This window comes from Rathayibacter sp. VKM Ac-2927 (assembly GCF_022815525.1).
Classification (GTDB): domain Bacteria; phylum Actinomycetota; class Actinomycetes; order Actinomycetales; family Microbacteriaceae; genus Rathayibacter; species Rathayibacter festucae.
The window spans coordinates 411,288-433,968 of sequence record NZ_JALGRT010000004.1 but is presented as its reverse complement, the minus strand read 5'-3'; the positions used below and the strand labels follow the sequence as shown (position 1 = coordinate 433,968).

The following is a 22,681-nucleotide window of genomic DNA, read 5'->3' as shown; positions in this document are numbered from 1 at the left end:
CGTGCCGCATCGTCGTCGAGTCGCCAGCGTCGCGGTCGTGCTGGCGGCCACGGCCTCGCTGACGCTGTCCGGCTGCGCCACGGAGCCCGTCTCAGAGGCGACCGTCGGCATCGGCCGCGGCGGGCAGCGCGCCGAGGTGCTCGGCGTCGTCGTCGTCTGCTCCGGAGCCGTCGACGGCCTCGACCTCGCCGTCGAGGACACCGCTCCGCTGCTGATCGGCGATCGCGCGCGGAGGATCACCCGCTGGGTCGCCCCGGAGCCCGTCGACGACATCGGCGCGACCGACCTCGCCGGCCGCACCGTCTGGCCCGCCGACCGGGAGATCGAGAGGTTCCCCCTCGGCGTCGACCTCACCCTCGGCGCCTACTCGGTCGGCGGCTCGGTCATCGGGCGCCCCGTGGTCTTCACCGCCGAGCAGTTCGACACCCTGTCCGTCGGCGAGATCATCGTCGGCGACATCCGCGACGGCACCTCCGAGACCCTCTCCGTCGAGAACTTCCTCGGCCTGGCCTGCCAGCCCCGCTGACCCCGCCGCCGCCCGCCAGAGGACAGGTGCTCGTAGCCCGATGCTCAGGTCGGCACCCTCACCGCGCCCTTCGCCTCCATCCTGCTGCGGACCGAGAGCGCATCGAGCTCCGAGGTCGAGCAGCTCACCGCGAGTGCCAAGCAGGTCGCGCTCGCCGAGCTCGGCGATTCCACGTCGACGAACGCTCAGCTGGTCGTTCGCAACGTCGCCGCGATGGAAGCGGCGATCGCGCTGTCCGACGAGCTGGACACCGATGCCGTGCTCACCACGCATCGCGTCCTGCTGGAGAGCACGGCCCCCGACATCGTCGGGCACTGGCGCGACCAGCAGGTGTGGATCGGCGGAGGCGGGGTGTCCCCGCACGGAGCGCTCTTCGTTCCTCCGCATCACGAGCGCGTCCCGGCGCTGATGCTCGATGTCATGGAGTTCGCGCGCCGGGTCGACGTCCCCGTCCTCGCGCAGGTGGCGATCGCGCATGCGCAGTTCGAGACCGTCCATCCCTTCCCGGACGGCAACGGCAGGACAGGTCGCGCGCTCGTCCAGGGCATGCTCCGCGCTGCCGGCGTCACGGAGAACGTCACCGTCCCCGTCTCCGCCGGGCTGCTCGGCGACACGAAGCGCTACTTCGACGCGCTGACCGCGTACCGCTCCGGGGATGTCCGCCCGATCATCGAGACACTCGCCGACGCCGCCTTCGCCGCCGTGCAGAACGGACGGCGACTCGCCGCGGACATCGCGGAGATAGGAGCGCGGTGGGACGCCGGCATCCGCGCGCGGAGCGACTCCTCGGTGCATGCACTGCGGCAGCTGCTGCTCCGTCAGCCCGTGGTCACGATCGCGCTCGTCACCGCCGAGCTCGGGGTGAGCTTCCCGACAGCGGAGGCTGCCGTGCAGAAGCTCGTCGACGCCGGAGTCCTCACCCAGTCGCGAGCGGGACGCAGGAACCGATCGTTCGAGGCCGTGGAGGTCCTGGCGGCCCTCGACGAGTTCGCCGCCAGAGCACGCCGACCGCGGTACGGCACGCACAGCGGGTGAGGAGGACCGGCGGAGGGGTTCGAGTGTGGAGCCTAGGAGATTCGAACTCCTGACATCCTGCTTGCAAAGCAGGCGCTCTACCAACTGAGCTAAGGCCCCGGACCGGCGGCGGAAAGCCGGCGAGAGTGGAACGGCCCGACACCTCGCGATGTCGGGCCGTTCGGCACGTGGGGGTACCAGGACTTGAACCTGGGACCTCTTCATTATCAGTGAAGCGCTCTAACCGCCTGAGCTATACCCCCGAATTGGCCAGATGAGACTCTACCCGACGCCGGGTCAGAATCCCAATCGGCCGCTCCGCCCGCGGACTCTACTGGTTGGTGAAGCCGACCAGCAGGCCGCCGGTGATCTTGACGCTGAGGTTGTACAGCAGCGCCACGATCGCCCCGAGTGCGGTGGTGACGATGGTGTTCAGCACTGCGACGACGACCGCGAAGCCCATGATCTGGGGCAGCGAGATGATCGTGTTGAGGTCGAACGCCTCCGCGCCGGCGATGTCCTGGACGAGGCCGTTGACCTCGTCGAAGACGCCGGTCTGCGCGAGCACCGTGTAGACGAGGTAGACGACGACGATCGTGATGATCGCCAGCGTCAGACCGAGCAGGAACGACAGCTTGACGGCCGACCAGAAGTCGACGTACACCAGCTTGAGTCTGACCTGCTTCGCCGCCGGGCTCTTCGCGGACTTCTTGGCGAGCTTCTCGGCGACCGTGCTACTCATCGACGGACTCATCCTCCTCCGACACCGCGTCGGACTCGGCCGACGCCGCGGCGTCGGGATCCTCGTCCTGGGCGTCGAGATTGCGTTCGGTGTTCTTGGCGAGTGCGATGATGCGGTCGTCGTCTGCGAATCGTGCGAAGACGACTCCCATGGTGTCGCGACCCTTGGCCGGTACCTCGGCCACGGCAGAGCGTACCACCTTGCCACTGGCGAGGACGACGAGCACCTCGTCGTCCTCCCCCGTGATGATGGCGCCCACCAGGTCGCCGCGCTTCTCCTCGAGCTTGGCCACCTTGATGCCCAGACCGCCGCGGCCCTGGAGCCGGTACTGGTCGACTGCGGTGCGCTTCGCGTAGCCGCCCTCGGTCACGACGAAGACGTAGCCCTCGTCGCTGACGACGTTGGCGTCCAGCAGTCGGTCGTCGCCGCGGAACGACATGCCCATCACTCCGGACGTGGAACGGCCCATCGGGCGCAGCGCCTGGTCCGAGGCGGTGAAGCGGATCGACATGCCCTTGCGGGAGACGAGCAGCACGTCGCTGTCCTCGTCGACCAGGAGCGCGGAGACGAGCTCGTCGCCCTCGCGGAGCTTGATCGCGATGATGCCGCCGGAGCGGTTGGTGTCGTACTCCATCAGCGCCGTCTTCTTGACGAGGCCGTCGCGGGTGGCGAGGACGAGGTAGCGGGCCGCCTCGTAGTCGCGGATGTCGAGGATCTGCGCGATCTGCTCGCCGGGCTCCAGCGCGAGGAGGTTCGCGATGTGCTGGCCCTTCGCGTCGCGGCTCACCTCCTGCAGCTCGTACGTCTTGGCGCGGTACACGCGGCCGGTGTTCGTGAAGAACAGCAGCCAGTGGTGCGTCGTCGTGACGAAGAAGTGCTCGACGATGTCGTCGGCCTTGAGCTGGGCGCCGCGCACGCCGCGGCCGCCGCGGTGCTGGGCGCGGTACGAGTCGCTCCGGGTGCGCTTGAGGTAGCCGCCGCGGGTGACGGTGACGACCATCTCCTCCTCGGGAATCAGGTCCTCGACGCTCATGTCGCCGTCGAAGCCGAAGAGGATCTCGGTGCGGCGGTCGTCGCCGAAGCGGTCGACGATCTCGTCGAGCTCGTCGGAGATGATCGTCCGCTGGCGCTCCGGGCTCGCGAGGATCGACTTGTAGTCCTCGATCTCGGCCTGGATCCGGTCGTGCTCGTCGATGATCTTCTGGCGCTCGAGGGCGGCGAGCCGGCGCAGCTGCATGTCGAGGATGGCGCGCGACTGCACCTCGTCGATGTCGAGGAGCTCCATCAGGCCGTCGCGGGCCTCCTCCACTGTGGGGGAGCGGCGGATGAGGGCGATGACCTCGTCGAGCGCGTCGAGCGCCTTGAGGTAGCCGCGCAGGATGTGGATCCGCGCCTCGGCCTCGTCGAGCAGGTACTGGGTGCGGCGGACGACGACCTCGACCTGGTGGTCGACCCACGCGCGGATGAAGCCGTCGAGCGAGAGCGTGCGCGGGATGCCGTCGACGATCGCGAGCATGTTCGCGCCGAAGTTCTCCTGCAGCGGGGTGTGCTTGTAGAGGTTGTTCAGCACGACCTTCGCGACCGCGTCGCGCTTGAGCACGACGACGAGGCGCTGGCCGGTGCGGCCCGAGGTCTCGTCGCGGATGTCGGCGATGCCGGAGACGCGGCCGTCCTTGACCAGCTCGGCGATCTTGATCGCGAGGTTGTCCGGGTTCACCTGGTACGGCAGCTCGGTGACCACGAGGCAGGTGCGGCCCTGGATCTCCTCGATCGAGACGACGGCGCGCATCGTGATCGAGCCGCGGCCCGTGCGGTACGCGTCCTGGATGCCGCGGACGCCGAGGATCTGCGCCCCGGTGGGGAAGTCGGGGCCCTTGATGCGCTGCAGCAGCGCCTCGAGCAGCTCCTCGCGCGACGCCTCCGGGTTCTCCAGCGCCCACTTCGCGCCGGCGGCGACCTCGCGGAGGTTGTGCGGCGGGATGTTGGTGGCCATGCCCACCGCGATGCCGACCGAGCCGTTGACCAGCAGGTTGGGGAAGCGCGCGGGCAGGATCGCCGGCTCGCGGGTGCGGCCGTCGTAGTTGTCCTGGAAGTCGACGGTGTTCTTGTCGATGTCGCGGACCATCTCGAGGGCCAGCGGGGCCATCTTGGTCTCGGTGTAGCGGGGGGCCGCGGCGCCGTCGTTGCCGGGGGAGCCGAAGTTGCCCTGGCCGAGCGCCAGCGGGTAGCGGAGGCTCCACGGCTGGACGAGGCGGACGAGGGCGTCGTAGATCGCCGAGTCGCCGTGCGGGTGGAACTGGCCCATCACGTCGCCGACGACGCGGGAGCACTTGGAGAACGCCTTGTCGGGGCGGTAGCCGCCGTCGTACATCGCGTAGATCACGCGGCGGTGCACGGGCTTCAGGCCGTCGCGCACCTCGGGCAGCGCGCGGCCGACGATGACGCTCATCGCGTAGTCGAGGTAGGAGCGCTGCATCTCGAGCTGGAGGTCGACCGGCTCGATCTTGTCGTGCCCGTGGATCACGACACCGGTCTCGGTGACGATGTCCTCGCCGTCGTCCGGTCCGGTGGGGGTGTCTGATTCGTCTGCCATGATCTCTGTCTTCTCAGGTGGGTCCGGGCCCCGGGTCGTGACGGGGGCGGGTCGCGCTGGGTGTCAGTTCAGTTGTTGTGAGTTCGAAGTGCTGCGGGGTGGCGCTTTGTGGCGCGGGTCTCGATACGGCCTTCGGCCTACTCGACCTCGACATTTGTCGGTTATCGCAGCGCGATAACCGATCAAATGTCGAGAAAACGCACGTCCTTGGCGTTTTTTTGAATAAAGGAGCGGCGGGACTCGACGTCCTCGCCCATCAGGGTCGAGAAGATCTCGTCGGCGGCGGCCGCGTCGTCGAGGGTGACCTGGAGGAGGGTCCGCGTGGCGGGGTCCATCGTGGTCTCCCACAGCTCCTTGTAGTCCATCTCGCCGAGGCCCTTGTAGCGCTGGATCCCGTTCTCCTTGGGCATGCGCTTGTTCGACGCTGCGCCGTGCGCGATCAGCGCGTCGCGCTCACGGTCGCTGTAGACGTACTCGTGCGGCGAGTTCGACCACTTGAGGCGGTAGAGCGGCGGCTGCGCGAGGTAGACGTAGCCGAGGTCGATCAGCGGGCGCATGTAGCGGAACAGCAGGGTCAGCAGCAGCGTCGTGATGTGCTGGCCGTCGACGTCGGCGTCGGCCATCAGGATGATCTTGTGGTACCGCGCCTTGTCGGGGTTGAAGTCCTCGCCGATGCCGGCTCCGAAGGCCGTGATCATCGCCTGGACCTCGTTGTTGCCGAGGGCGCGGTCGAGGCGGGCCTTCTCGACGTTGAGGATCTTGCCGCGGAGGGGGAGGATCGCCTGGGTCTCGGGGTTGCGTCCCTGGACGGCGGAGCCGCCGGCCGAGTCGCCCTCGACGATGAAGATCTCGGAGATCGACGGGTCCTTCGACTGGCAGTCCTTGAGCTTGCCCGGCATGCCGCCGCCCTCGAGCAGGCCCTTGCGACGCGCGGTCTCCCGCGCCTTGCGGGCGGCCATCCGCGCGGAGGCGGCCTGGATCGCCTTCCGGATGATGTCCTTGGCCTGGTTGGGGTTGCGGTCGAACCAGTCGGCGAGCTGCTCGCCGGCGACCCGCTGCACGAACGCCTTGGCCTCGGTGTTGCCGAGCTTGGTCTTGGTCTGGCCCTCGAACTGCGGCTCGCCGAGCTTGATCGACACGACGGCGGTGAGGCCCTCGCGGATGTCGTCGCCCGAGAGGTTCTCGTCCTTGTCCTTGAGCAGGTTGTTCGCGCGCGCGTACTTGTTGACGAGCGTCGTCAGCGCCGCCCGGAACCCCTCCTCGTGCGTGCCGCCCTCGTGCGTGTTGATCGTGTTCGCGTAGGTGTGCACGCTCTCGGTGTACGCCGTCGTCCACTGCATCGCGACCTCGAGCGAGATGCGGCGCTCGGTGTCCTCGGACTCGAAGTCGATGATCTCGGAGTGCACGAGATCGGACTTCTTCAGCGAGTTGATGTACTCGACGTAGTCGACGAGCCCCTTCTCGTAGAGGAAGACGTCGCTGCGCGGGCCGGAGGTCTCGTTCTCCCCCTCGCCGTCGAACTCGATCTCCTTCTCGTCGGTCAGCGCGATGCGGAGGCCCTTGTTGAGGAACGCCATCTGCTGGAACCGGGCGCGGAGGGTCTCGTAGTCGAACTCGACGGTCTCGAAGATCTCGGCGTTCGGCCAGAAGGTGATGGTGGTGCCGGTCTCGTCGCTCGGGCCGCCCTTGGCGAGCGGCGCCTCCGGGACGCCGTCGGCGAAGGTCATGCTGTAGGAGGCGCCCTGGCGCTTCACCTCGACCTCGAGCCGGGTCGACAGCGCGTTGACGACGGACGAGCCGACGCCGTGCAGTCCGCCGGAGACCGCGTAGCCGCCGCCGCCGAACTTGCCGCCGGCGTGCAGCACGGTCAGGACGAGCTCGACGGTGGAGATGCCCTCGGTGGGGTGCACGTCGACCGGGATGCCGCGGCCGTTGTCGACGACGGTCAGGCCGCCGTCGGCGCGCATGACGACCTCGATGTTGTCGCAGTAGCCCGCGAGCGCCTCGTCGACGGCGTTGTCGACGATCTCGTAGACCAGGTGGTGCAGACCGCGCGGGCCCGTCGAGCCGATGTACATGCCGGGGCGCTTGCGGACCGCCTCGAGGCCCTCGAGGACCTGGATCTGGTTCGCGCCGTAGTCGCCGGAGGACTTCGTCGACATGCCGGCGGAGTGCGCGGCCTCCGACGGGGCGGCCTCGGCCGGAGCGGAGGCAGCGGAGGGGCCGGTGGAGCCGTTCGCGTCCAGGTCGTTCGCTGCGGGGGCTGACGTGGAGTCGGTCGGCTCGGGTGTCATAGCTGTGGAGTTCTCCTCTGACGGTCCGTCGCGGCGCGCAGGCGGATCTGGAGATCTCGCGCACGGGGTCGACGCTGCGGTTCGGCGGCCCTCCATTCTATCGCGCGGCGGCCGGTCGCGCGGCGCTCAGTGGCGATCTGACGAACGATTTCTGCGGGGTCGACCGAAAATGCGTCCTCAGCCGTAGGTATCGCGCGGACCACGCCCTGGAATCGACCTGGGGCCCTTTTTCCAGTTCGGGACGTCGGGGCCCTGGAAACGGATCGCGGTGATCCCCGCGTCCGGGTGGTGCACGGCGATGTGGTTCATGATCTCGATCCGCATCAGACGCAGCTGGGTCGACCAGGCCGTCGACTCGCATGCCACCGTGAGCACGCCGTCCACCACGCCGACCGGAGTGGAGTGCTTCGCCGTCTCCTCGCCGGCGATCGCGGTCCAGGACGACATCAGATCGCCCTGGGCGAGGGGAGCGGTCCAGCCGAGCTTCACCGTGAGAGAGGAGAGCACGTCGCCGAGGTCGTGCGGATCGCGGCCACCGCCGAACGGGGCCGCGTCGCCCTTGGGCTCGGCGCGGTCCACGGTCTTGCGCACCCGGCGGGGGGCGTCGCCGCCGAAGACCTCCTTGAGGTGCTGGTAGACGCGGGCGGCCTCGGAGTCGGGCGCGGGGGAGGGCGCGCCGCGACGGGGGGAGTCAGCCACGGTCGGGCTCCGGGGCGGGCTCGGAGACGGGCGCCGGCTCGGGCGCGGGCTCCGAATCGGGCTCGGGCTCGGGCTCGGGCTCCGAATCCTGCTCCTGCGTCGGCGTGGGCTCGGGGTCCGGCTCGGCCGCGGACTCGGCGGCGGCCGTCTCGGGTGCGGCCGTCTCGGGTGCGGTCAGGGGCGTCTCCGGGACCACGACCGCGTCGGACTCGACGATGCGGCCCGCCTCGATCCGGACCGTGTGCGCCGCCAGCGCCGCGGGCACGTCGTCGAAGACGGCGGCCGTGATCAGCACCTGCTCGTAGTCGGCGACCACGGCCGCGAGCCGCTCGCGTCGGCGGGCGTCGAGCTCGGCGAAGACGTCGTCGAGCATCAGCACGGGGTCGCCCATGGGGGAGTCGCGCCGGAGCAGCTCGGCCGCGCCGAGCTTGAGCGCCAGAGCGAACGACCAGCTCTCGCCGTGGCTGGCGTAGCCCTTCGCCGGGAGGTCGTTGAGCTCGAACTGGACGTCGTCGCGGTGCGGCCCGACCAGCGAGATCCCGCGGTCGAGCTCGCGTCGGCGCACGGAGAGCAGGGCCGAGGAGAAGGTCGCGGCCAGCTCCGCCGGCGCCAGGGAGGCCTCGGCCGTCGCGACGGGCTCGTCGTCGTCGTCGACCGCTCCCTCGATGCTCAGGCGCGAGCGCAGCACCGGGCGCTGGTCCGCTCCGGCGACCGCCTCGTACGCGGCGCGGACCGGGCCGCTCAGCTCGTCGACCAGGGTCAGCCGCGACTGGATGATCTCGGTGCCGAGGGCGACGAGGCGCTCGTCCCAGATGTCGAGCGTCCCGAGCTTCGCAGGATCGCGGACGCCGCTCGCCCGCGCGGACTTGAGGAGCGAGTTGCGCTGGCGGAGCACCCGCTCGTAGTCCGCCTGCACCGCGCTCATCCGCGGGGAGCGGAGGACGACCAGCTGATCGAGGAAGCGCCGGCGCGCGGACGGGTCGCCGCGGATGAGGAGGAGGTCCTCCGGCGCGAAGAGGACGCTCGAGAAGAAGCGGGGCAGCTCGCGCGGCTTGATGCCGCCGCGGTTGATCTGCGCGCGGTTGGCGGAGGAGCGGTTGATCTGCACCTCGGCGAGCAGGTCGCGGTCGCCGTTGCGCAGCCGTGCGCGGATCACCGCACTGTCCCGACCCGCGCGGATCAGCGCCTGATCGGTGGACACCCGGTGCGAGCCGAGGGTGGAGAGGTAGCCGAGCGACTCGACCAGGTTCGTTTTGCCCTGGCCGTTGCGCCCGACGAAGAGGTTCGGGCCCGGCGCGAGCGCGACGTCCACGGAGGCGTAGTTGCGGAAGTCGCTCAACGCCAGCTGCGTCACCTGCACGCGCTCACCTCCTCCGTGTCCACTCTGCCCGATGCTCCTGCGCCGGGCGCGGGGTCTCGATACGCCGCCGCGCGGCTACTCGACCAGCATGCGGGGCGACGATGGCCGCAGCACCGGCTGACGGCGGCCCGACGACCTCCGTCTCGACGACGCGGGGTCTCGATACGCCGCTCCGCGGCTACTCGACCAGCATGGAACTCCGCCGTCCGCAGGACGCGACCCAGCAAGCCACCGCGTCGTCCGAAGGACGCGCCTCTCCCCCGAGCACAGCAGAAGCGGCCGCGCTCCCAGCGCAAGGTGCAGGCGGCCGAAGGCCCGCCGCCGCCGTGAGAGCATCCCTGCCTCACGGTGGCGGCGGGCCGCAGGTCGCCGTCCGCGACCGGCTCTGCATGACGCCACAGCTTCGAGAAGCCGACCGCCGTGAGGCCGGGCAGGGACCGGCCTCACCGGTCGACTGAGCTGCGCTCAGTCGACCGCCTTGACACTGTGCCCGCCGAACTGGTTGCGGAGCGCCGCGACCGCCTTCATGGCGGGGGAGTCCTCCTGGCGGGAGACGAACCGCGCGAAGATCGAGGCGCTGATCGTGGGGACGGGGACGGCGTTGTTGATGGCCTCCTCGATCGTCCAGCGGCCCTCGCCGGAGTCCTGGACGTAGCCCTCGATGTGCTCGAACTCCGGGTCCTGCTCGAGTGCGCGGACGAGCAGCTCGAGGAGCCAGGAGCGGACGACCGTGCCGCGCTGCCACGCCTTGAAGGTGCCGGTGACGTCCTTGATGATGTCCTTGCGGGTGTCGAGGAGCTCGTAGCCCTCGGCGAACGCCTGCATCAGCGCGTACTCGATGCCGTTGTGCACCATCTTCGCGTAGTGGCCCGCGCCGACCTCGCCGACGTGGACGAAGCCCTCCTCGCGGGGGCCCTCGGGGCGCAGCGCGTCGAAGACGGGCATCGCGTACTCGACGAGCTCCTTGGGGCCGCCGACCATCAGGCCGTAGCCGTTCTCGAGGCCCCAGACGCCGCCGGAGACGCCGGCGTCGATGTAGTGGACGCCCTTGGGCTTGAGCAGCGCGTCGTGCTTGAAGTCCTCGGTGAAGCGGGAGTTGCCGCCGTCGATGACCAGGTCGCCCTCGCTGAGCTTCTCGGACAGGTCGGTGACGACGGCGTCCGTGATGGCGCCGGCCGGGACCATGACCCAGACGATGCGCGGCGCGGGGAGGGCGGCGATCATCTCGTCGAGCGAGGCGGCGTCCGAGACGTCCGGGTTGCGGTCGTAGCCGGTGACCTCGACGCCCTTCTCCCGCAGGCGGGAGCGCATGTTGTCGCCCATCTTGCCGAGTCCGACGAGTCCGATGTGCATGGTGAACCTTCCTGGGATTCGATGTCCGGCGGGCGGGTGCTCGTCGGGAGCAGGGCGGTCGCGGCGCTGCGATCGGGGAGGAGCGGTCAGCGCAGGAGCAGGTTCGGCTGGAGCAGGTAGCGGTAGCTGTCGCTCCCGGGCTGCTCGCGCGAGGTCTGCGCCGTGATCAGGACCGGTCCGGGCTTGTTGGGGTTCTCGGTCTTCGTGAACGCGATGCGCACGAACTCCGAGTGCACGGCGGCGAGGCCGTCGAGCAGGAACTGCGGCTTCAGCGACACGACGACGTCGACGCCGGTGACGATGGCGTCGATGCTCTCGGACGCCTGAGCCTGCTCGGAGCCGATGGCCTCGAGGGTGAGTCCGTCGCTGCTGAAGCTGAAGCGCAGGGCGGCCTCGCGCTCGAGGACGAGCGAGACGCGGCGGGTGGCCTCGATGAGGTCGCTCGTCGCCATCACCGCGTAGTTCTCGACGGAGGCGGGGAAGAGGCGCTTCACGGGCGGGAAGTTGCCCTTGATCAGCAGCGACGTGACGGTCTTGCGATCGGCGGTGAAGGCGATCAGCTCGCGCTCGTCGCGCTGGGTGATCGCGACGGAGACCGTGCCGGAGTGGCTGAAGGTCTTGCCGACCTCCTGGAGGGTCCGCGCGGGGACCAGCGCGGTCAGCGGCTGGCTGGGGGCGGCGTTGTCGCCGTTGTCCCAGTCGATCTCGCGGACGGCGACGCGGTAGCGGTCGGTGGCGACGAGGCCGATGGTGTTCTCAGTGATCTCGAGCTGCACGCCTGTGATCACGGGGGTGACGTCGTCGCGGGAGGCGGCGACGGCGACCTGCGAGATCGCGGCGGAGAACGCGTCCGCGGGGACGAGGCCGGTGGAGGCGTCGATCTCGGGGATGCTCGGGTACTCCTCCACGGGCATCTGCAGGAGCGTGAAGTGCGCGGAGCCGGCCGAGACCGAGACGCGCGACTCCTCCGTCGCGACGCGCACCGGGGCGTTCGGGAGGCGGTTGGCGATGTCGGCGAGCAGCCGGCCGGAGACGAGGACCGTGCCGGTCTCCTCGACGTCGGCCGCGATCTGCGTCTGCGCGGAGACCTCGTAGTCGAACGAGGAGAGCGTGAGGCCCTCGGCGGTCGCCTCGATGAGGATGCCCGAGAGGATCGGCAGGGTCGTGCGCTGCGGCAGCAGCTTGACCGCGAACGACACCGCCTCGCTGAAGACATCGCGGTTGGCTTGGAACCTCACGAGAACACCCCTGACGAGTCGTGGACGAAGACCGACGCCCATCGTACTCGTCAGCTTCGACGTGCCCGGAAGCACGACCCCCTCCCGGCGCAGCCGAGCCCTGTGGAGAGGTTGCCGGTCCGCCCCTGATTAAAGAGAGAACTGCGTTAACAGTGTTAACACGTGTGGAAACTGTGGAAAACGTCCGGGACCCCTACTCACGACTGCGATGCGGAGGGGGTCGAGCTGTGGACGGAGTGTGAGCGCCGTCGTGGACGGGCTGTGGAGGGATTCGACCGGGTCGTCCGGAGTGCACAGGCGGGTCCTCGGAGCGCACAGATCGAGGGCGGTTGTCCACAGTTATCCACAGGTTGCTCACACGTGTGGAAATCGACCGGAATCGTTCGATGTGGCGAACGACGGCGGGCGTGGCGGGGTGGCGAGTGTGGCGTAGCGAGCGGGAGACGGCGTCACCGGGAGGGGTGGGTCTCGATACGCCGCTGCGCGGCTACTCGACCAGCATGGAAGCGCCGCTGCTCGGCTGCTCGGCCGGCATGGAAGGGCCGCTGCGCGGCTGCTCGGCCGGCGTGGAAGGGCCGCTGTGCGGCTGCTCGGCCGGCATGCGGCCGCGGCTGCTCGACCAGAGAGAGAGGGAGCAGCCGGCGGCCCGGGGGTCAGCGGTTGGTCTTGATGCGGGTGGTCAGCTCGGTGACCTGGTTGTAGATGCTGCGGCGCTCCTTCATGAGCTCCGAGATCTTCTTGTTGGCGTACATGACCGTGGTGTGGTCGCGGTTGCCGAACAGCTGGCCGATCTTGGGCAGCGAGAGATTGGTCAGCTCGCGGCAGAGGTACATCGCGATCTGACGGGCGGTGGCCACGGCCTGCGAGCGCGACGAGCCGTAGAGGTCGTCGACCGTGAGCTTGAAGTAGTCCGCGGTGTGATTGATGATGTCGACCGGCGAGATGACGTTGTCCTCGTCGAGCGTGATCAGGTCCTTCAGCACCGTCTGCACCAGCGCCATGTCCACCGGGGTGCGGTTGAGGCTCGCGAACGCGGTGACGCGGATCAGCGTCCCCTCCAGCTCGCGGATGTTGCTGGACACCTTCGACGCCATGAACTCGAGGATGTCGTCCGGGACGAGCAGCTTCTCGCTGACGGCCTTCTTGCGGAGGATCGCGATGCGGGTCTCGAGGTCGGGCGCCTGCACGTCGGTGATCAGGCCCCACTCGAACCGCGAGCGCATGCGGTCCTCGAAGCCGGTCAGCGCCTTCGGCGGCAGGTCGGAGGTGATCACGACCTGCTTGTTGTGGTCGTGCAGCTGGTTGAAGGTGTGGAAGAACGCCTCCTGCGTCTCCGCCTTCCCCTGCAGGAACTGGATGTCGTCGATCAGGAGGATGTCGACGTTGCGGTACCGGCCGTGGAACGCGTTGCCGCGGTTGTTCGCGATCGAGTTGATGAAGTCGTTGGTGAACTCCTCGCTCGACACGTACCGCACGCGGATGCCCGGGTAGAGGCTCATCGCGTAGTGGCCGATGGCGTGCAGGAGGTGGGTCTTGCCGAGGCCCGAGTCGCCGTAGACGAAGAGCGGGTTGTACGCCTTCGCCGGCGCCTCGGCCACGGCGACCGCGGCGGCGTGCGCGAAGCGGTTGGAGCCGCCGATGACGAAGTTGTCGAAGCTGTACTTCGGGTTCAGCCGGGTGTCGGTGGCCGGCACGGTGCGCAGCTCCTCGACGACGCGCACCGGCGGAGCGACCGTGGCGGAGGAGCCGGTCACCGGCTCGAAGGGGTTCAGCGAGTCGGACGACGGGGAGCTCATCGGCTCGTGCTCGATGTCGGGGTTCACCACGAAGGCGAAGGTCGAGACGCCGAAGGAGTCGTCGAGGGCGCCGATCGCGCTGAGCAGCGGCACGCGGACCCGGTGCTCGAGCATCCCGCGGGTGAACTCGTTCGGGACCTCGAGGTAGAAGGTGCCCGCCATGATGCCCTTGGGCTCCACCAGCGAGACGAAGCCGTACATCGGCGCGGTGATGCGCTCGTCCCGCGACAGCTCGCCGCGGATCACGTTCCACGCGTCGATCATCGACGTGTCGTCAGGCATCTGTCTCCGGTCCTCGGTCGCTCTCGAAATCCTGGCCGCCGCCTCGGGCTGTCGTCCGTCACGGCGGGCCCTCGGTTCCAGCGGAGATCCGGGGCCCGATCCCTGCACAGGCGCTTCCACAGGCCTCGCCGGATCCCCGCGATCACGCGGGAGGGGGCGGTTCGCGCCTGTGGATAACTGCGGCTCAACACCGTAGCCAACGGAGCCGACGGGAGACAAATCCACCACAGCGACTCCCGCGTGTCAATGCGCGGAACACCGCGTCCCGTGTGCAGAATCGAGGTTTCGCCCGGCGCACATTTGACCGGTGGCGGCGGAGGACGTAGTTTAAGTCAGTTGACGCCTGCCCGGCGTCGGGAGCACGGTCCTCGCGGATCGAGCCGATCGGCACCCGGGCACCCCCTCTTCCCGGACGAACCGGAGCCCCCGCCACCGGCGTGGAGCCCCGCTCGCACCGCGGAACCCGTACGTGGAGATCTGACTATGAGCAAGCGAACCTTCCAGCCGAACAACCGTCGTCGCGCCAAGGTGCACGGCTTCCGTCTGCGCATGCGCACGCGTGCCGGTCGCGGCATCCTGAGCGCTCGCCGCGCCAAGGGCCGCACCGAGCTCTCGGCGTAGCGCCTAGCGATTCCGTCCAGCGGTGCTGGCCAGAGCCCATCGCATCGTCCTCGGTGGCGAGTACCGGGCAGTCGTCCGTCGCGGTGTGCGGTCCACGGGACCGCACACCGTCACGTATGTCCGGAGGTCCTCCGGCGACGCACCGGTGCGGTTCGGCTTCATCGTGGCCAAGACGGTCGGGACGGCCGTGAAGCGGAACACCGTGCGGCGCCGGCTCAAGGCCGTCGCCTTCGAGCTCGTGCCGATGCTGGAGTCCGGGACCGACGTGGTCGTCCGGGCACTGCCCGGCAGCGCCGACGCTCCGTGGTCCGCGCTGCGGCAGGACGTGGTCGCCGCCGTCACCCGTGCGCGCGCCGTCCGCGCGGGCGAGGCGCTCCGGTGACGGCCGCCCCGTCGGCGACCGCGCCGGTCGTCGATGCTCCCGGATCGCCGCGCGCGGCCTCCTGGACCGTCCGTCTGGGCTGGTTCCTCCTCCTGCTGCCGCGCAACATCGGCATCCTGCTGCTCGTCGTGTACCGGGCGGTGGTCTCGCCGCTGTACGGCGATGTCTGCCGCTACTACCCGTCGTGCTCCTCCTACGCACTCCAGGCGGTCCAGCTCCACGGGCTCGTCCTCGGGTCCGTCCTCGGTGCCCGCCGACTCCTCCGCTGCCACCCGTGGGCGGCCGGCGGGGTCGACGACGTGCCGACCTCGATCCCCCTGCACCGACCGGCTCCCGGCCGGACCCGCTTCGCCGTGACGCGTCTCGGGTTCGTCGCGGGCCCTCGAAAGGACTGACCCCCTCCCATGGACCTCCTCGGCACGATTCTCTGGCCCCTCAAGTGGGTGGTCGAGCTGCTCCTCGTCGCCTTCCACCAGCTGCTGACCTTCACCGGCCTCGATGCGGCGGCCGGCATCACCTGGGTGCTGTCGATCGTGGGGCTGGTCCTCGTCATCCGCGCCGCGCTGATCCCGATCTTCGTCAAGCAGATCAAGAGCCAGCGCCGCATGATGGAGGTGGCGCCGCAGCTCAAGAAGATCCAGGACAAGTACAAGGGCAAGCGCGACCAGCTGTCCCGCGAGGCGATGTCCCGCGAGACGATGGAGCTCTACAAGAAGACGGGCACCAACCCGCTCGCCTCGTGCCTCCCGCTGCTGATCCAGATGCCGATCTTCTTCAGCCTGTTCTCGGTGCTGAACTCGGCGCAGCACAGCCAGCGCGGCGTCGGTCCGCTGGACGACGTCCTCGCCCGCCAGTTCGGTGAGGCCAACCTCTTCGGCATCGCCCCGCTGCACCAGTCGATCCAGGGTGCGCTCGCGGAGGGCGGCCAGGAGCTCGTCGTCGTCATCGCCGTCGTCATGGTGGTCCTGATGACCGCCTCGCAGTTCATCACCCAGCTGCAGATCGTCTCGAAGAACATGTCGCCCGAGGCCAAGGCCTCGCCGACGTTCAAGCAGCAGCGGATCCTGCTCTACATCCTCCCGCTCGTCTTCGCCTTCTCGGGCTTCGCCTTCCCCCTCGGCGTCATGTTCTACTGGCTGACCTCGAACATCTGGACGATGGTCCAGCAGTTCATCGTCATCCGGAACATGCCGACCCCCGGCAGCGAGGCCGCGAAGGCCCGCGAGGAGCGCCTGCGCCGCAAGGGCAAGCTCGTCGAGGAGACGACCGACGCCGGCACCGTCACGCTCGTCGAGAAGAAGGTCGTGCAGCGCGCGCAGCCCGTCAGCAAGAACCGCTCAAAGAAGCAAGCCGGAAAGAAGTAGGCCCCCAGAATGACCGATTCGACGCAGATGTTCACCGGTGCTCCGGCGGCCCCGGACGCGCAGGCTCCGGCCGACGAGGAGCTCGCTCCGCGGGCGTCCTCCGCCGACGGCGGTGCCGTGCCGACGCTGTCGCAGCTCGAGGAGGAGGGCGACGTCGCCGCGGACTACATCGAGGAGTTCCTCGACATCTGCGACCTCGACGGCGACATCGACATCGAGGTCCGCAACGGCCGCGCCTACCTGTCGGTCACGGCCTCCGGCGACACCAACCTGCGTGTGCTCTCCCGCCCGGACGCGGTCCAGGCGCTGCAGGAGCTCACGCGCCTCGCGGTGCAGACGAGGACGGGCGGCTTCTCGCGGCTCATCCTCGACATCGGCGGTTCCCGGGACGCCCGCGAGGCCGAGCTGGCCCAGCTGGTCGACCGGGCGATCGAGCGCATCGAGGAGGGCGCGACGTCGGCGTCGCTGCCCCCGATGTCGTCCTACGAGCGCAAGCTCGTCCACGACATGGTCGGCGAGCGCGGTTTCGTGTCGGAGTCGCGCGGCGAGGCCCGCGAGCGCCACACCGTCATCACCCGCGGCTGAGCGCCGTGGAGCCGACCCTCGAGCCGGAGCCCGCTGCCGCCGCCGCGATCGCCGGTGAGCGACTGCCCGTCCTGCGGCGCTTCACGGAGGCGCTCGCCCGCGAGGGGGAGGAGCGGGGCCTCATCGGTCCGCTGGAGCTCCCGCGCCTGTGGACGCGGCACGTGCTCAACAGCGCCCTGGTGGCCCCTCTCCTGCGTCCGGGGCTCGTGGGTGATGTCGGCAGTGGTGCCGGCCTCCCCGGCGTCGTGCTGGGCATCGTACGGCCGGACGTCCGCTTCGTGCTGATCGAGCCGATGGAGCGCCGGGTGCTGTGGCTGCAGGAGCAGGTCGACGCGCTCGAACTCGAGAATGTCTCGGTTCTGCGGGCCCGCGCCGAGGAGGTCCGGCTGGCGGAGCCGCTGGATCAGGTCACGGCGCGCGCGGTCAGTGCTCTCTCGAAGCTGATTCCGTTGACGGCACCGCTGCTGCGACCGGGCGGCGAGCTCGTCCTGCTGAAGGGCATCAACGCCGAGAAGGAGATCGAGGCCGCGGCCAAGCAGATCCGTCGCTTCAAGCTCTCCCCGCCCGAGGTCGTCGTGCTCGGCGACGGCGTGCTCTCCGAGGTGACGAGGGTCGTCCGAGCTACAGTGGGATGATCGCCACGACGTCGCACGCGATCCCCTGAATCCTCGACTGTCGGTTCCTCGGTGCTGCCCCACTTCCACCCGCTGAGCGAAGGTTTCACGTGAAACGATCCGACCCCGCCGGACTGACCGGAGGTTTCGACGCCTCGACGCCGCTCGCCCGCGAGATCGCGGACATGACACGCCGGCGCGCGCTTCTCAACGCGCAGCCGCTGCCGAAGCCGGAGACGACCCGCGTCATCACGATCTCCAACCAGAAGGGCGGCGTCGGCAAGACCACGACCACCGTCAATCTGGCCGCTGGGCTCGCTCGGGGCGACGCGAAGGTCCTGGTCATCGACCTGGACCCGCAGGGCAATGCCTCGACGGCGCTCGGGATCGAGCACCGGGCCGAGACGGCGAGCGTCTACGACGTGATCGTCAACGACACGCCCCTCGCGGACGTCGTGCAGAAGAGCCCGGAGTTCGCCTCGCTCTACGGGGTTCCGGCGACGATCCACCTGGCCGGCGCCGAGATCGAGCTGGTCTCTCTCGTCGCGCGCGAGCAGCGGCTCCGCCGGGCGCTGGACCGGATGCTCAAGGGGATGGACGAGCCGTTCGACTACGTCTTCATCGACTGCCCGCCGTCCCTCGGGCTGCTGACGATCAACGCGTTCGTCGCGGCGCGCGAGGTGCTGATCCCGATCCAGTGCGAGTACTACGCGCTCGAGGGTCTCAGCCAGCTGCTGAAGAACATCGACCTGATCGAGCGGCACCTCAACCCGAACCTGGCGGTCTCGACGATCCTGCTGACGATGTTCGACGGGCGGACGAACCTGTCCAACCAGGTCGCGGCGGACGTGCGCGAGCACTTCCCGAAGGAGGTGCTGCGCGCCGTGATCCCGCGCAACGTGCGGATCTCGGAGGCGCCGTCCTACGGGCAGAGCGTGATCAGCTACGACCCGCAGTCGTCCGGCTCCCTCGCGTATCTCGAGGCGGCGGCGGAGATCGCGCGCCGAGGCGTACCCAAGACCCCGGCGGCGACGCCCGATGGAGAGGACCGCTGATGGCGACCAAGCGCACAGGACTCGGCCGGGGCATCGGCGCCCTGATCCCGGTCAGCGACGACACCCGCTCGCGGCCCGTCGACGTCTTCTTCCCGGATCAGGTCGGTGCGGCGAACGCCGAGGACGAGCTGCTGCAGGTACCCGGCGCACGGCTCGCGCAGCTGTCGCTGTCGGAGATCGTCCCGAACGCGGCGCAGCCCCGGTCGGTCTTCGACCAGGACGAGCTGGCCGAGCTGGTGCACAGCATCCGCGAGTTCGGGGTGCTCCAGCCGATCGTGGTGCGGCCTGTCACCGGGCGCAAGGGCGCGAAGTACGAGCTGGTGATGGGGGAACGGCGCTTCCGAGCCTCCAAGGCCGCCGGGCTGAAGACCATCCCCGCGGTGGTCAAGGACACGGCGGACGAGAACATGCTCCGGGACGCGCTCCTGGAGAACCTGCACCGGGCCGAGCTGAACCCGCTCGAGGAGGCGTCGGCGTACCAGCAGCTGCTGAGCGACTTCGGCATCACCCAGGAGGCACTGGCGACGCGCCTCGGGCGATCACGTCCGCAGATCTCGAACACACTGCGGCTGCTGCGGCTTCCCGCCGATGTGCAGGCTCGGGTGGCGGCCGGCGTGCTCAGCGCGGGGCACGCGCGTGCGGTGCTGTCCGTGGAGACGCCGGAGCTCATGCGCCGGCTCGCGGACAAGATCGTCAACGAGGACCTGTCGGTGCGGGCCGCTGAGGCTGCTGCTGCGCAGATGAAGGCTCCGAAGACCACCTCGCGCGAGTCGGAGGAGGAGCAGGGCGGTCATGCCGGGCATCTCAGCACGGTGGCGGATCACCTCGGTGACCGGTTGAACACGCGGGTGAAGGTGACACTGGGAGCCCGCAAGGGGCAGGTGGTCATCGACTTCGCGACCATCCATGATCTGAACCGCATCCTGGCCGAGATCGGTGAGCCGACCGAGGTGTCGTTGGCGCCGTGAGGTGCGCGGCCGTTTCACGTGAAACGGTGTGCGTACGGGGCCGGGTCTTGAGACGCCGTTGACGCGGCTACTCGTCCAGCATGGTGAAGTGGCCAGCTCTTGAGCTGCCTTCGCCTCTTGCGGGTGGAGTGGGTGCAGAGCGCCATATCGAGACCGGCGCGTGCAGTTCTGGAGCGAACCGGGCTGTTGGCGGGTAGGTCTCGATACGCCGCCGGTGGCGGCTACTCGACCAGTATGCTTGGCGGCAGCAAGGCATGAGGGGTGCCTGGCTTCCCTTTGTCCTCCGCATTCGGGACCATGTTGGTCGAGTAGGCGCGCAGCGCCGTATCGAGACCGAGCCCGCCGATGCTGGCGATCGTTGTACTCATGAACGGGGTCTCGATACGCCGCCGTGGGCGGCTACTCGACCAGCATGTTCTGCCGGGACGAGGCCTGTGGAAGAGCCTGGCCCCGTGCGGTACTTCGCAGGCGGCAGCATGTTGGTCGAGTAGGCGCGCAGCGCCGTATCGAGACCGGGCCCCCTGCTCCTGGCGGTAGCTGGGGGGAGGCGGGTGGGTCTCGATACGCCGCCGGAGGCGGCTACTCGACCAGCATGGAGCGTTTCACGTGAAACGGAGGTGGGGCTGACGCTCCGCACGACCGGAGCGGTGGGCCCGGATGTTTCACGTGAAACGGGGGGCTAATGGGTGAGAGCCAGGCGGGCGAGGGTGGAGTAGACGTCGCCGAGGTAGCGGCCGGAGGCCTCGATGGCTTGGGGGACGAGGGAGGTCTCGGTCATGCCGGGGAGGACGTTGGCGTCGAAGAACCAGGGGAGGCCGTCGGGGTCGACGATGAAGTCGATGCGGGAGAGGTGGCGGAGGCCGAGCAGCTCGTGGACGGCGACCGCGACGCGGGAGACCTCGGCGAGGGCCTCGTCCGAGAGGCGGGCCGGGGTGTAGAAGCGGGTCTCGCCCGCGTTGTAGCGGGCCTCGAAGGTGTAGCGGCCCGCGACCGGGGCGATCTCGACCGGGGGGAGGGCGAAGGGGCCGTCACCGAGGTCGAGGACACCGACGGAGACCTCGGTGCCGATGATCTGCTGCTCGATGAGCAGGACCTCGCCGTAGGTGTAGGCGTCGACCATCGCACGCGGAAGCTCGTCGGTCTCCGTCACGATGCTCACGCCCTGGGCGGAGCCGCCCTGCGCCGGCTTGACGACGAGCGGGCCGGGCAGGTGCGCGCGGACCTGATCGAGGATGCCTGCGGCGCCGAGCTCGCGGAACGTCTCGCGGGGGAGGGTGAGCGAGCGAGGAGTGGCGATGCCGGCCCGCGCGACGAGCGTCTTCGCGGTCGGCTTGAACCACGCGAGGCGGGCGGCGTCCGTGCGCGAGCCCACGTAGGGGAAGCCGGCCGCCTCGAGCAGGCCGAGCAGAGCACCGTCCTCGCCGCTCGCGCCGTGGACGGCGGGCCAGATCACGTCGGGACGCTGGTCGAGCAGCGCGGCCAGGAGACCGGCATCCGGTTCGCGGTGGGTGACGCGGTGCCCCATGGCCGAGAGGCGGTCGGCGACGCGACGGCCGGAGCGCAGTGAGACGTCGCGCTCGTGGCTGATGCCGCCGCTGATCACGACGATGTCGAGGGTGCGGTCGAGGGTGGAGAAATCGGTCATGACCGGGCCTTCTGTTGTTCGTGGATCGCGGAGTCAGGAGATCTGGGGCGGGAGGACGGCGTCGCACTGATCGACGCCGGAGCTTCTCCGCACTCGGGCGTCGGCGAAGGTGGAGAGCAGGTCGAGTTCGCCGTTGATGACCGTCGCGAGGCGGCGGATGCCGTCGCCGATGCGCTCGGGAGTCGGGTAGCAGAAGGACAGCCTAATGTTCTGCCGCCCGTCGCCGTTGCCGAAGAAGGCCGTGCCGGGCGTGTAGGCGACCAGCTCCTTCACCGCGCGCGGCAGCATCGCCTTCGAGTCGAGCTCCTCGGGGAGGGTGACCCAGACGTAGAAGCCGCCGTTCGGATTCGTCCAGGTGAGACCGGGGAGGTGCGTCTCGAGCCCGCGGATCATCGCCTCCTTGCGCTCGCGGTAGACACCGCGGAAGGTGTCGATCTGCGCGCGCCAGTCCGCCGTCGCCAGATACTGCGAGATCACGAGCTGACTGAAGGACGACGGGCTGAGCACCGCCGCCTCGTTCGCGAGGATCAGCCGCTCGCGGATGGCGTGCGGCGCCAGCGCCCAGCCGATGCGGAAGCCGGGCGCCAGAGTCTTCGAGAAGGTGCCGAGGTAGATCACGCCGTCCTCCTCGAGGGAGCGCATCGCCTTCGGCGGCACGTCCTCGAAGTAGAGCAGACCGTAGGGGTTGTCCTCGAGCACGAGGATGCCCTCGCTCTTGCAGATCTCGAGGATCTCGACCCGCCGGTCCCAGCTCAGCGTGACTCCCGCCGGGTTATGGAAGGTGGGGATCGTGTAGAGGAACTTGATCCGCTTGCCGGCGGCGCGCACGTGGGCGATGTGCTCGCGCAGCGCCTCGGGGATCAGTCCGTGCTCGTCCATCGCCACGTGCTCGATCTCGGCCTGGTACGAGCGGAAGATCACCATGGCGGTGACGTAGCTCGGGCCCTCGGAGAGGACGACGTCGCCCGGGTCGAGGAACAGCTTCGAGACGAGCTCGAGGGCGTGCTGCGAGCCGGTGGTCACCACGACGTCGTCCGCGCTGGCCGAGATGCCCTCGAGCGCCATCACCTCGAGGATCTGCTCGCGCAGCACCGGGACGCCCTGACCGGAGCCGTACTGCAGCGCGACGGGTCCCTGCTCGCGCATCACGGTCGCCATCGCGTCGGTGACGAGGTCCTGAGGGAGGGCGGAGACGAACGGCATGCCGCCGGCGAGCGAGACCACCTCGGGGCGGGAGGCGACGGCGAACAGTGCTCGGACCTCGCTGGCCGCGAGGCCGGCCGTGCGCTCCGCGTAGGAGTCGTACCAGGGGTCGAGGTTGGTGCCGGCGTTGATCACGGTGATGTCGCTCCGCTCGATGGACAGGGTCTCCGACCGTCAGCCGGATCGACCCAGACTACTCGGCGGGGTCCGGGAGGACCGGGGGAGCGGGACGCCACTGCGCGGCCCGTGGCCTGCCTTCTGCGGCCGTTTCACGTGAAACATGAGGAGCGGCCAGTAACGACGAAGCCCCCGCGCCACAGGGGCGCAGGGGCTTCGTCAGACGGTCG

21 protein-coding genes and 2 tRNA genes are annotated in these 22,681 nt (G+C 69.4%); 10 read left to right on the top strand and 13 right to left on the bottom strand.

The window, feature by feature from the left end:
* Position 1: 1 nt before the first annotated feature.
* A complete protein-coding gene (locus MT353_RS14705; RefSeq protein WP_243615819.1) occupies positions 2 to 526 on the top strand; it encodes a hypothetical protein in 525 nt (174 codons plus the stop codon).
* 213 nt (positions 527 to 739) lie between these two features.
* Complete coding sequence (locus MT353_RS14700; RefSeq protein ID WP_243624983.1) at positions 740 to 1,561, top strand: Fic family protein; 822 nt, start codon at positions 740 to 742, stop codon at positions 1,559 to 1,561.
* 26 nt (positions 1,562 to 1,587) lie between these two features.
* Here the strand turns inward: MT353_RS14700 and MT353_RS14695 are convergent.
* From MT353_RS14695 to dnaA, 10 genes are all read right to left on the bottom strand, one after another.
* A tRNA-Ala gene (locus tag MT353_RS14695) sits at positions 1,588 to 1,660 on the bottom strand.
* Between the two features lie 69 nt (positions 1,661 to 1,729).
* A tRNA-Ile gene (locus tag MT353_RS14690) sits at positions 1,730 to 1,803 on the bottom strand.
* A 68-nt stretch (positions 1,804 to 1,871) separates the two neighbouring features.
* Positions 1,872 to 2,282, bottom strand: coding sequence for a DUF3566 domain-containing protein (locus MT353_RS14685; RefSeq protein WP_123447255.1), 411 nt, complete (start codon positions 2,280 to 2,282; stop codon positions 1,872 to 1,874).
* Positions 2,275 to 4,875 carry a DNA gyrase subunit A gene (gene gyrA, locus MT353_RS14680; RefSeq protein WP_243624982.1) on the bottom strand — a complete coding sequence of 867 codons (2,601 nt, stop codon included), beginning with the start codon at positions 4,873 to 4,875 and terminating at the stop codon, positions 2,275 to 2,277. Before gyrA ends, MT353_RS14685 begins: the two co-directional genes overlap by 8 nt.
* A gap of 182 nt (positions 4,876 to 5,057) precedes the next feature.
* On the bottom strand, positions 5,058 to 7,037 hold the full coding sequence (gene gyrB, locus MT353_RS14675) for a DNA topoisomerase (ATP-hydrolyzing) subunit B (RefSeq protein ID WP_243625009.1): 1,980 nt from the start codon (positions 7,035 to 7,037) through the stop codon (positions 5,058 to 5,060).
* Between the two features lie 309 nt (positions 7,038 to 7,346).
* Positions 7,347 to 7,868 (bottom strand): DUF721 domain-containing protein, encoded by a 522-nt coding sequence (locus MT353_RS22005; RefSeq protein ID WP_243624981.1) that lies wholly within the window; start codon positions 7,866 to 7,868, stop codon positions 7,347 to 7,349.
* A complete protein-coding gene (recF, locus tag MT353_RS14665; RefSeq protein WP_243624979.1) occupies positions 7,861 to 9,228 on the bottom strand; it encodes a DNA replication/repair protein RecF in 1,368 nt (455 codons plus the stop codon). The genes MT353_RS22005 and recF overlap by 8 nt, the downstream gene beginning before the upstream one ends.
* A 465-nt stretch (positions 9,229 to 9,693) precedes the next feature.
* The gene (gene gnd, locus MT353_RS14660; protein WP_123736150.1) at positions 9,694 to 10,581 is read right to left on the bottom strand and encodes a phosphogluconate dehydrogenase (NAD(+)-dependent, decarboxylating); all 888 of its coding nucleotides are present in this window, start codon (positions 10,579 to 10,581) and stop codon (positions 9,694 to 9,696) included.
* An 86-nt stretch (positions 10,582 to 10,667) separates the two neighbouring features.
* Positions 10,668 to 11,819: a DNA polymerase III subunit beta gene (gene dnaN, locus MT353_RS14655; protein WP_123447260.1), complete on the bottom strand. Its 1,152-nt coding sequence runs from the start codon at positions 11,817 to 11,819 to the stop codon at positions 10,668 to 10,670.
* 653 nt (positions 11,820 to 12,472) lie between these two features.
* Positions 12,473 to 13,777 (bottom strand): chromosomal replication initiator protein DnaA, encoded by a 1,305-nt coding sequence (dnaA, locus tag MT353_RS14650; protein ID WP_374204714.1) that lies wholly within the window; start codon positions 13,775 to 13,777, stop codon positions 12,473 to 12,475.
* 603 nt (positions 13,778 to 14,380) lie between these two features.
* On the opposite strand from dnaA, the gene rpmH reads away from it, so the two are divergent.
* The 8 genes from rpmH (at position 14,381) to MT353_RS14610 (ending at position 19,486) form a co-directional block, all read left to right on the top strand.
* Positions 14,381 to 14,518, top strand: a complete 138-nt coding sequence (gene rpmH / locus MT353_RS14645) for a 50S ribosomal protein L34 (protein ID WP_055784512.1) — start codon at positions 14,381 to 14,383, stop codon at positions 14,516 to 14,518.
* A 22-nt stretch (positions 14,519 to 14,540) separates the two neighbouring features.
* On the top strand, positions 14,541 to 14,900 hold the full coding sequence (rnpA, locus tag MT353_RS14640; RefSeq protein WP_308197529.1) for a ribonuclease P protein component: 360 nt from the start codon (positions 14,541 to 14,543) through the stop codon (positions 14,898 to 14,900).
* 74 nt (positions 14,901 to 14,974) lie between these two features.
* The gene (yidD, locus tag MT353_RS14635; RefSeq protein WP_243625006.1) at positions 14,975 to 15,295 is read left to right on the top strand and encodes a membrane protein insertion efficiency factor YidD; all 321 of its coding nucleotides are present in this window, start codon (positions 14,975 to 14,977) and stop codon (positions 15,293 to 15,295) included.
* 9 nt (positions 15,296 to 15,304) lie between these two features.
* Positions 15,305 to 16,264: a membrane protein insertase YidC gene (gene yidC, locus MT353_RS14630; protein ID WP_123447263.1), complete on the top strand. Its 960-nt coding sequence runs from the start codon at positions 15,305 to 15,307 to the stop codon at positions 16,262 to 16,264.
* A 9-nt stretch (positions 16,265 to 16,273) separates the two neighbouring features.
* Complete coding sequence (locus tag MT353_RS14625; protein ID WP_243599416.1) at positions 16,274 to 16,849, top strand: R3H domain-containing nucleic acid-binding protein; 576 nt, start codon at positions 16,274 to 16,276, stop codon at positions 16,847 to 16,849.
* A gap of 5 nt (positions 16,850 to 16,854) precedes the next feature.
* Entirely contained in the window at positions 16,855 to 17,484 is a 630-nt protein-coding gene (gene rsmG, locus MT353_RS14620) for a 16S rRNA (guanine(527)-N(7))-methyltransferase RsmG (protein WP_243624975.1), read from the top strand.
* A 164-nt stretch (positions 17,485 to 17,648) separates the two neighbouring features.
* Complete coding sequence (locus tag MT353_RS14615; protein WP_123706250.1) at positions 17,649 to 18,518, top strand: ParA family protein; 870 nt, start codon at positions 17,649 to 17,651, stop codon at positions 18,516 to 18,518.
* The gene (locus MT353_RS14610) at positions 18,518 to 19,486 is read left to right on the top strand and encodes a ParB/RepB/Spo0J family partition protein (RefSeq protein WP_243624973.1); all 969 of its coding nucleotides are present in this window, start codon (positions 18,518 to 18,520) and stop codon (positions 19,484 to 19,486) included. Before MT353_RS14615 ends, MT353_RS14610 begins: the two co-directional genes overlap by 1 nt.
* A 221-nt stretch (positions 19,487 to 19,707) precedes the next feature.
* On the opposite strand, the gene MT353_RS14605 is transcribed toward MT353_RS14610, so the two are convergent.
* The 3 genes from MT353_RS14605 to MT353_RS14595 form a co-directional block, all read right to left on the bottom strand.
* Positions 19,708 to 19,854, bottom strand: coding sequence for a hypothetical protein (locus MT353_RS14605; RefSeq protein WP_243624972.1), 147 nt, complete (start codon positions 19,852 to 19,854; stop codon positions 19,708 to 19,710).
* 311 nt (positions 19,855 to 20,165) lie between these two features.
* Entirely contained in the window at positions 20,166 to 21,131 is a 966-nt protein-coding gene (locus tag MT353_RS14600; RefSeq protein WP_243624971.1) for a D-alanine--D-alanine ligase, read from the bottom strand.
* A 33-nt stretch (positions 21,132 to 21,164) separates the two neighbouring features.
* Positions 21,165 to 22,469: a PLP-dependent aminotransferase family protein gene (locus tag MT353_RS14595; protein ID WP_374204711.1), complete on the bottom strand. Its 1,305-nt coding sequence runs from the start codon at positions 22,467 to 22,469 to the stop codon at positions 21,165 to 21,167.
* Between the last annotated feature and the right edge of the window lie 212 nt (positions 22,470 to 22,681).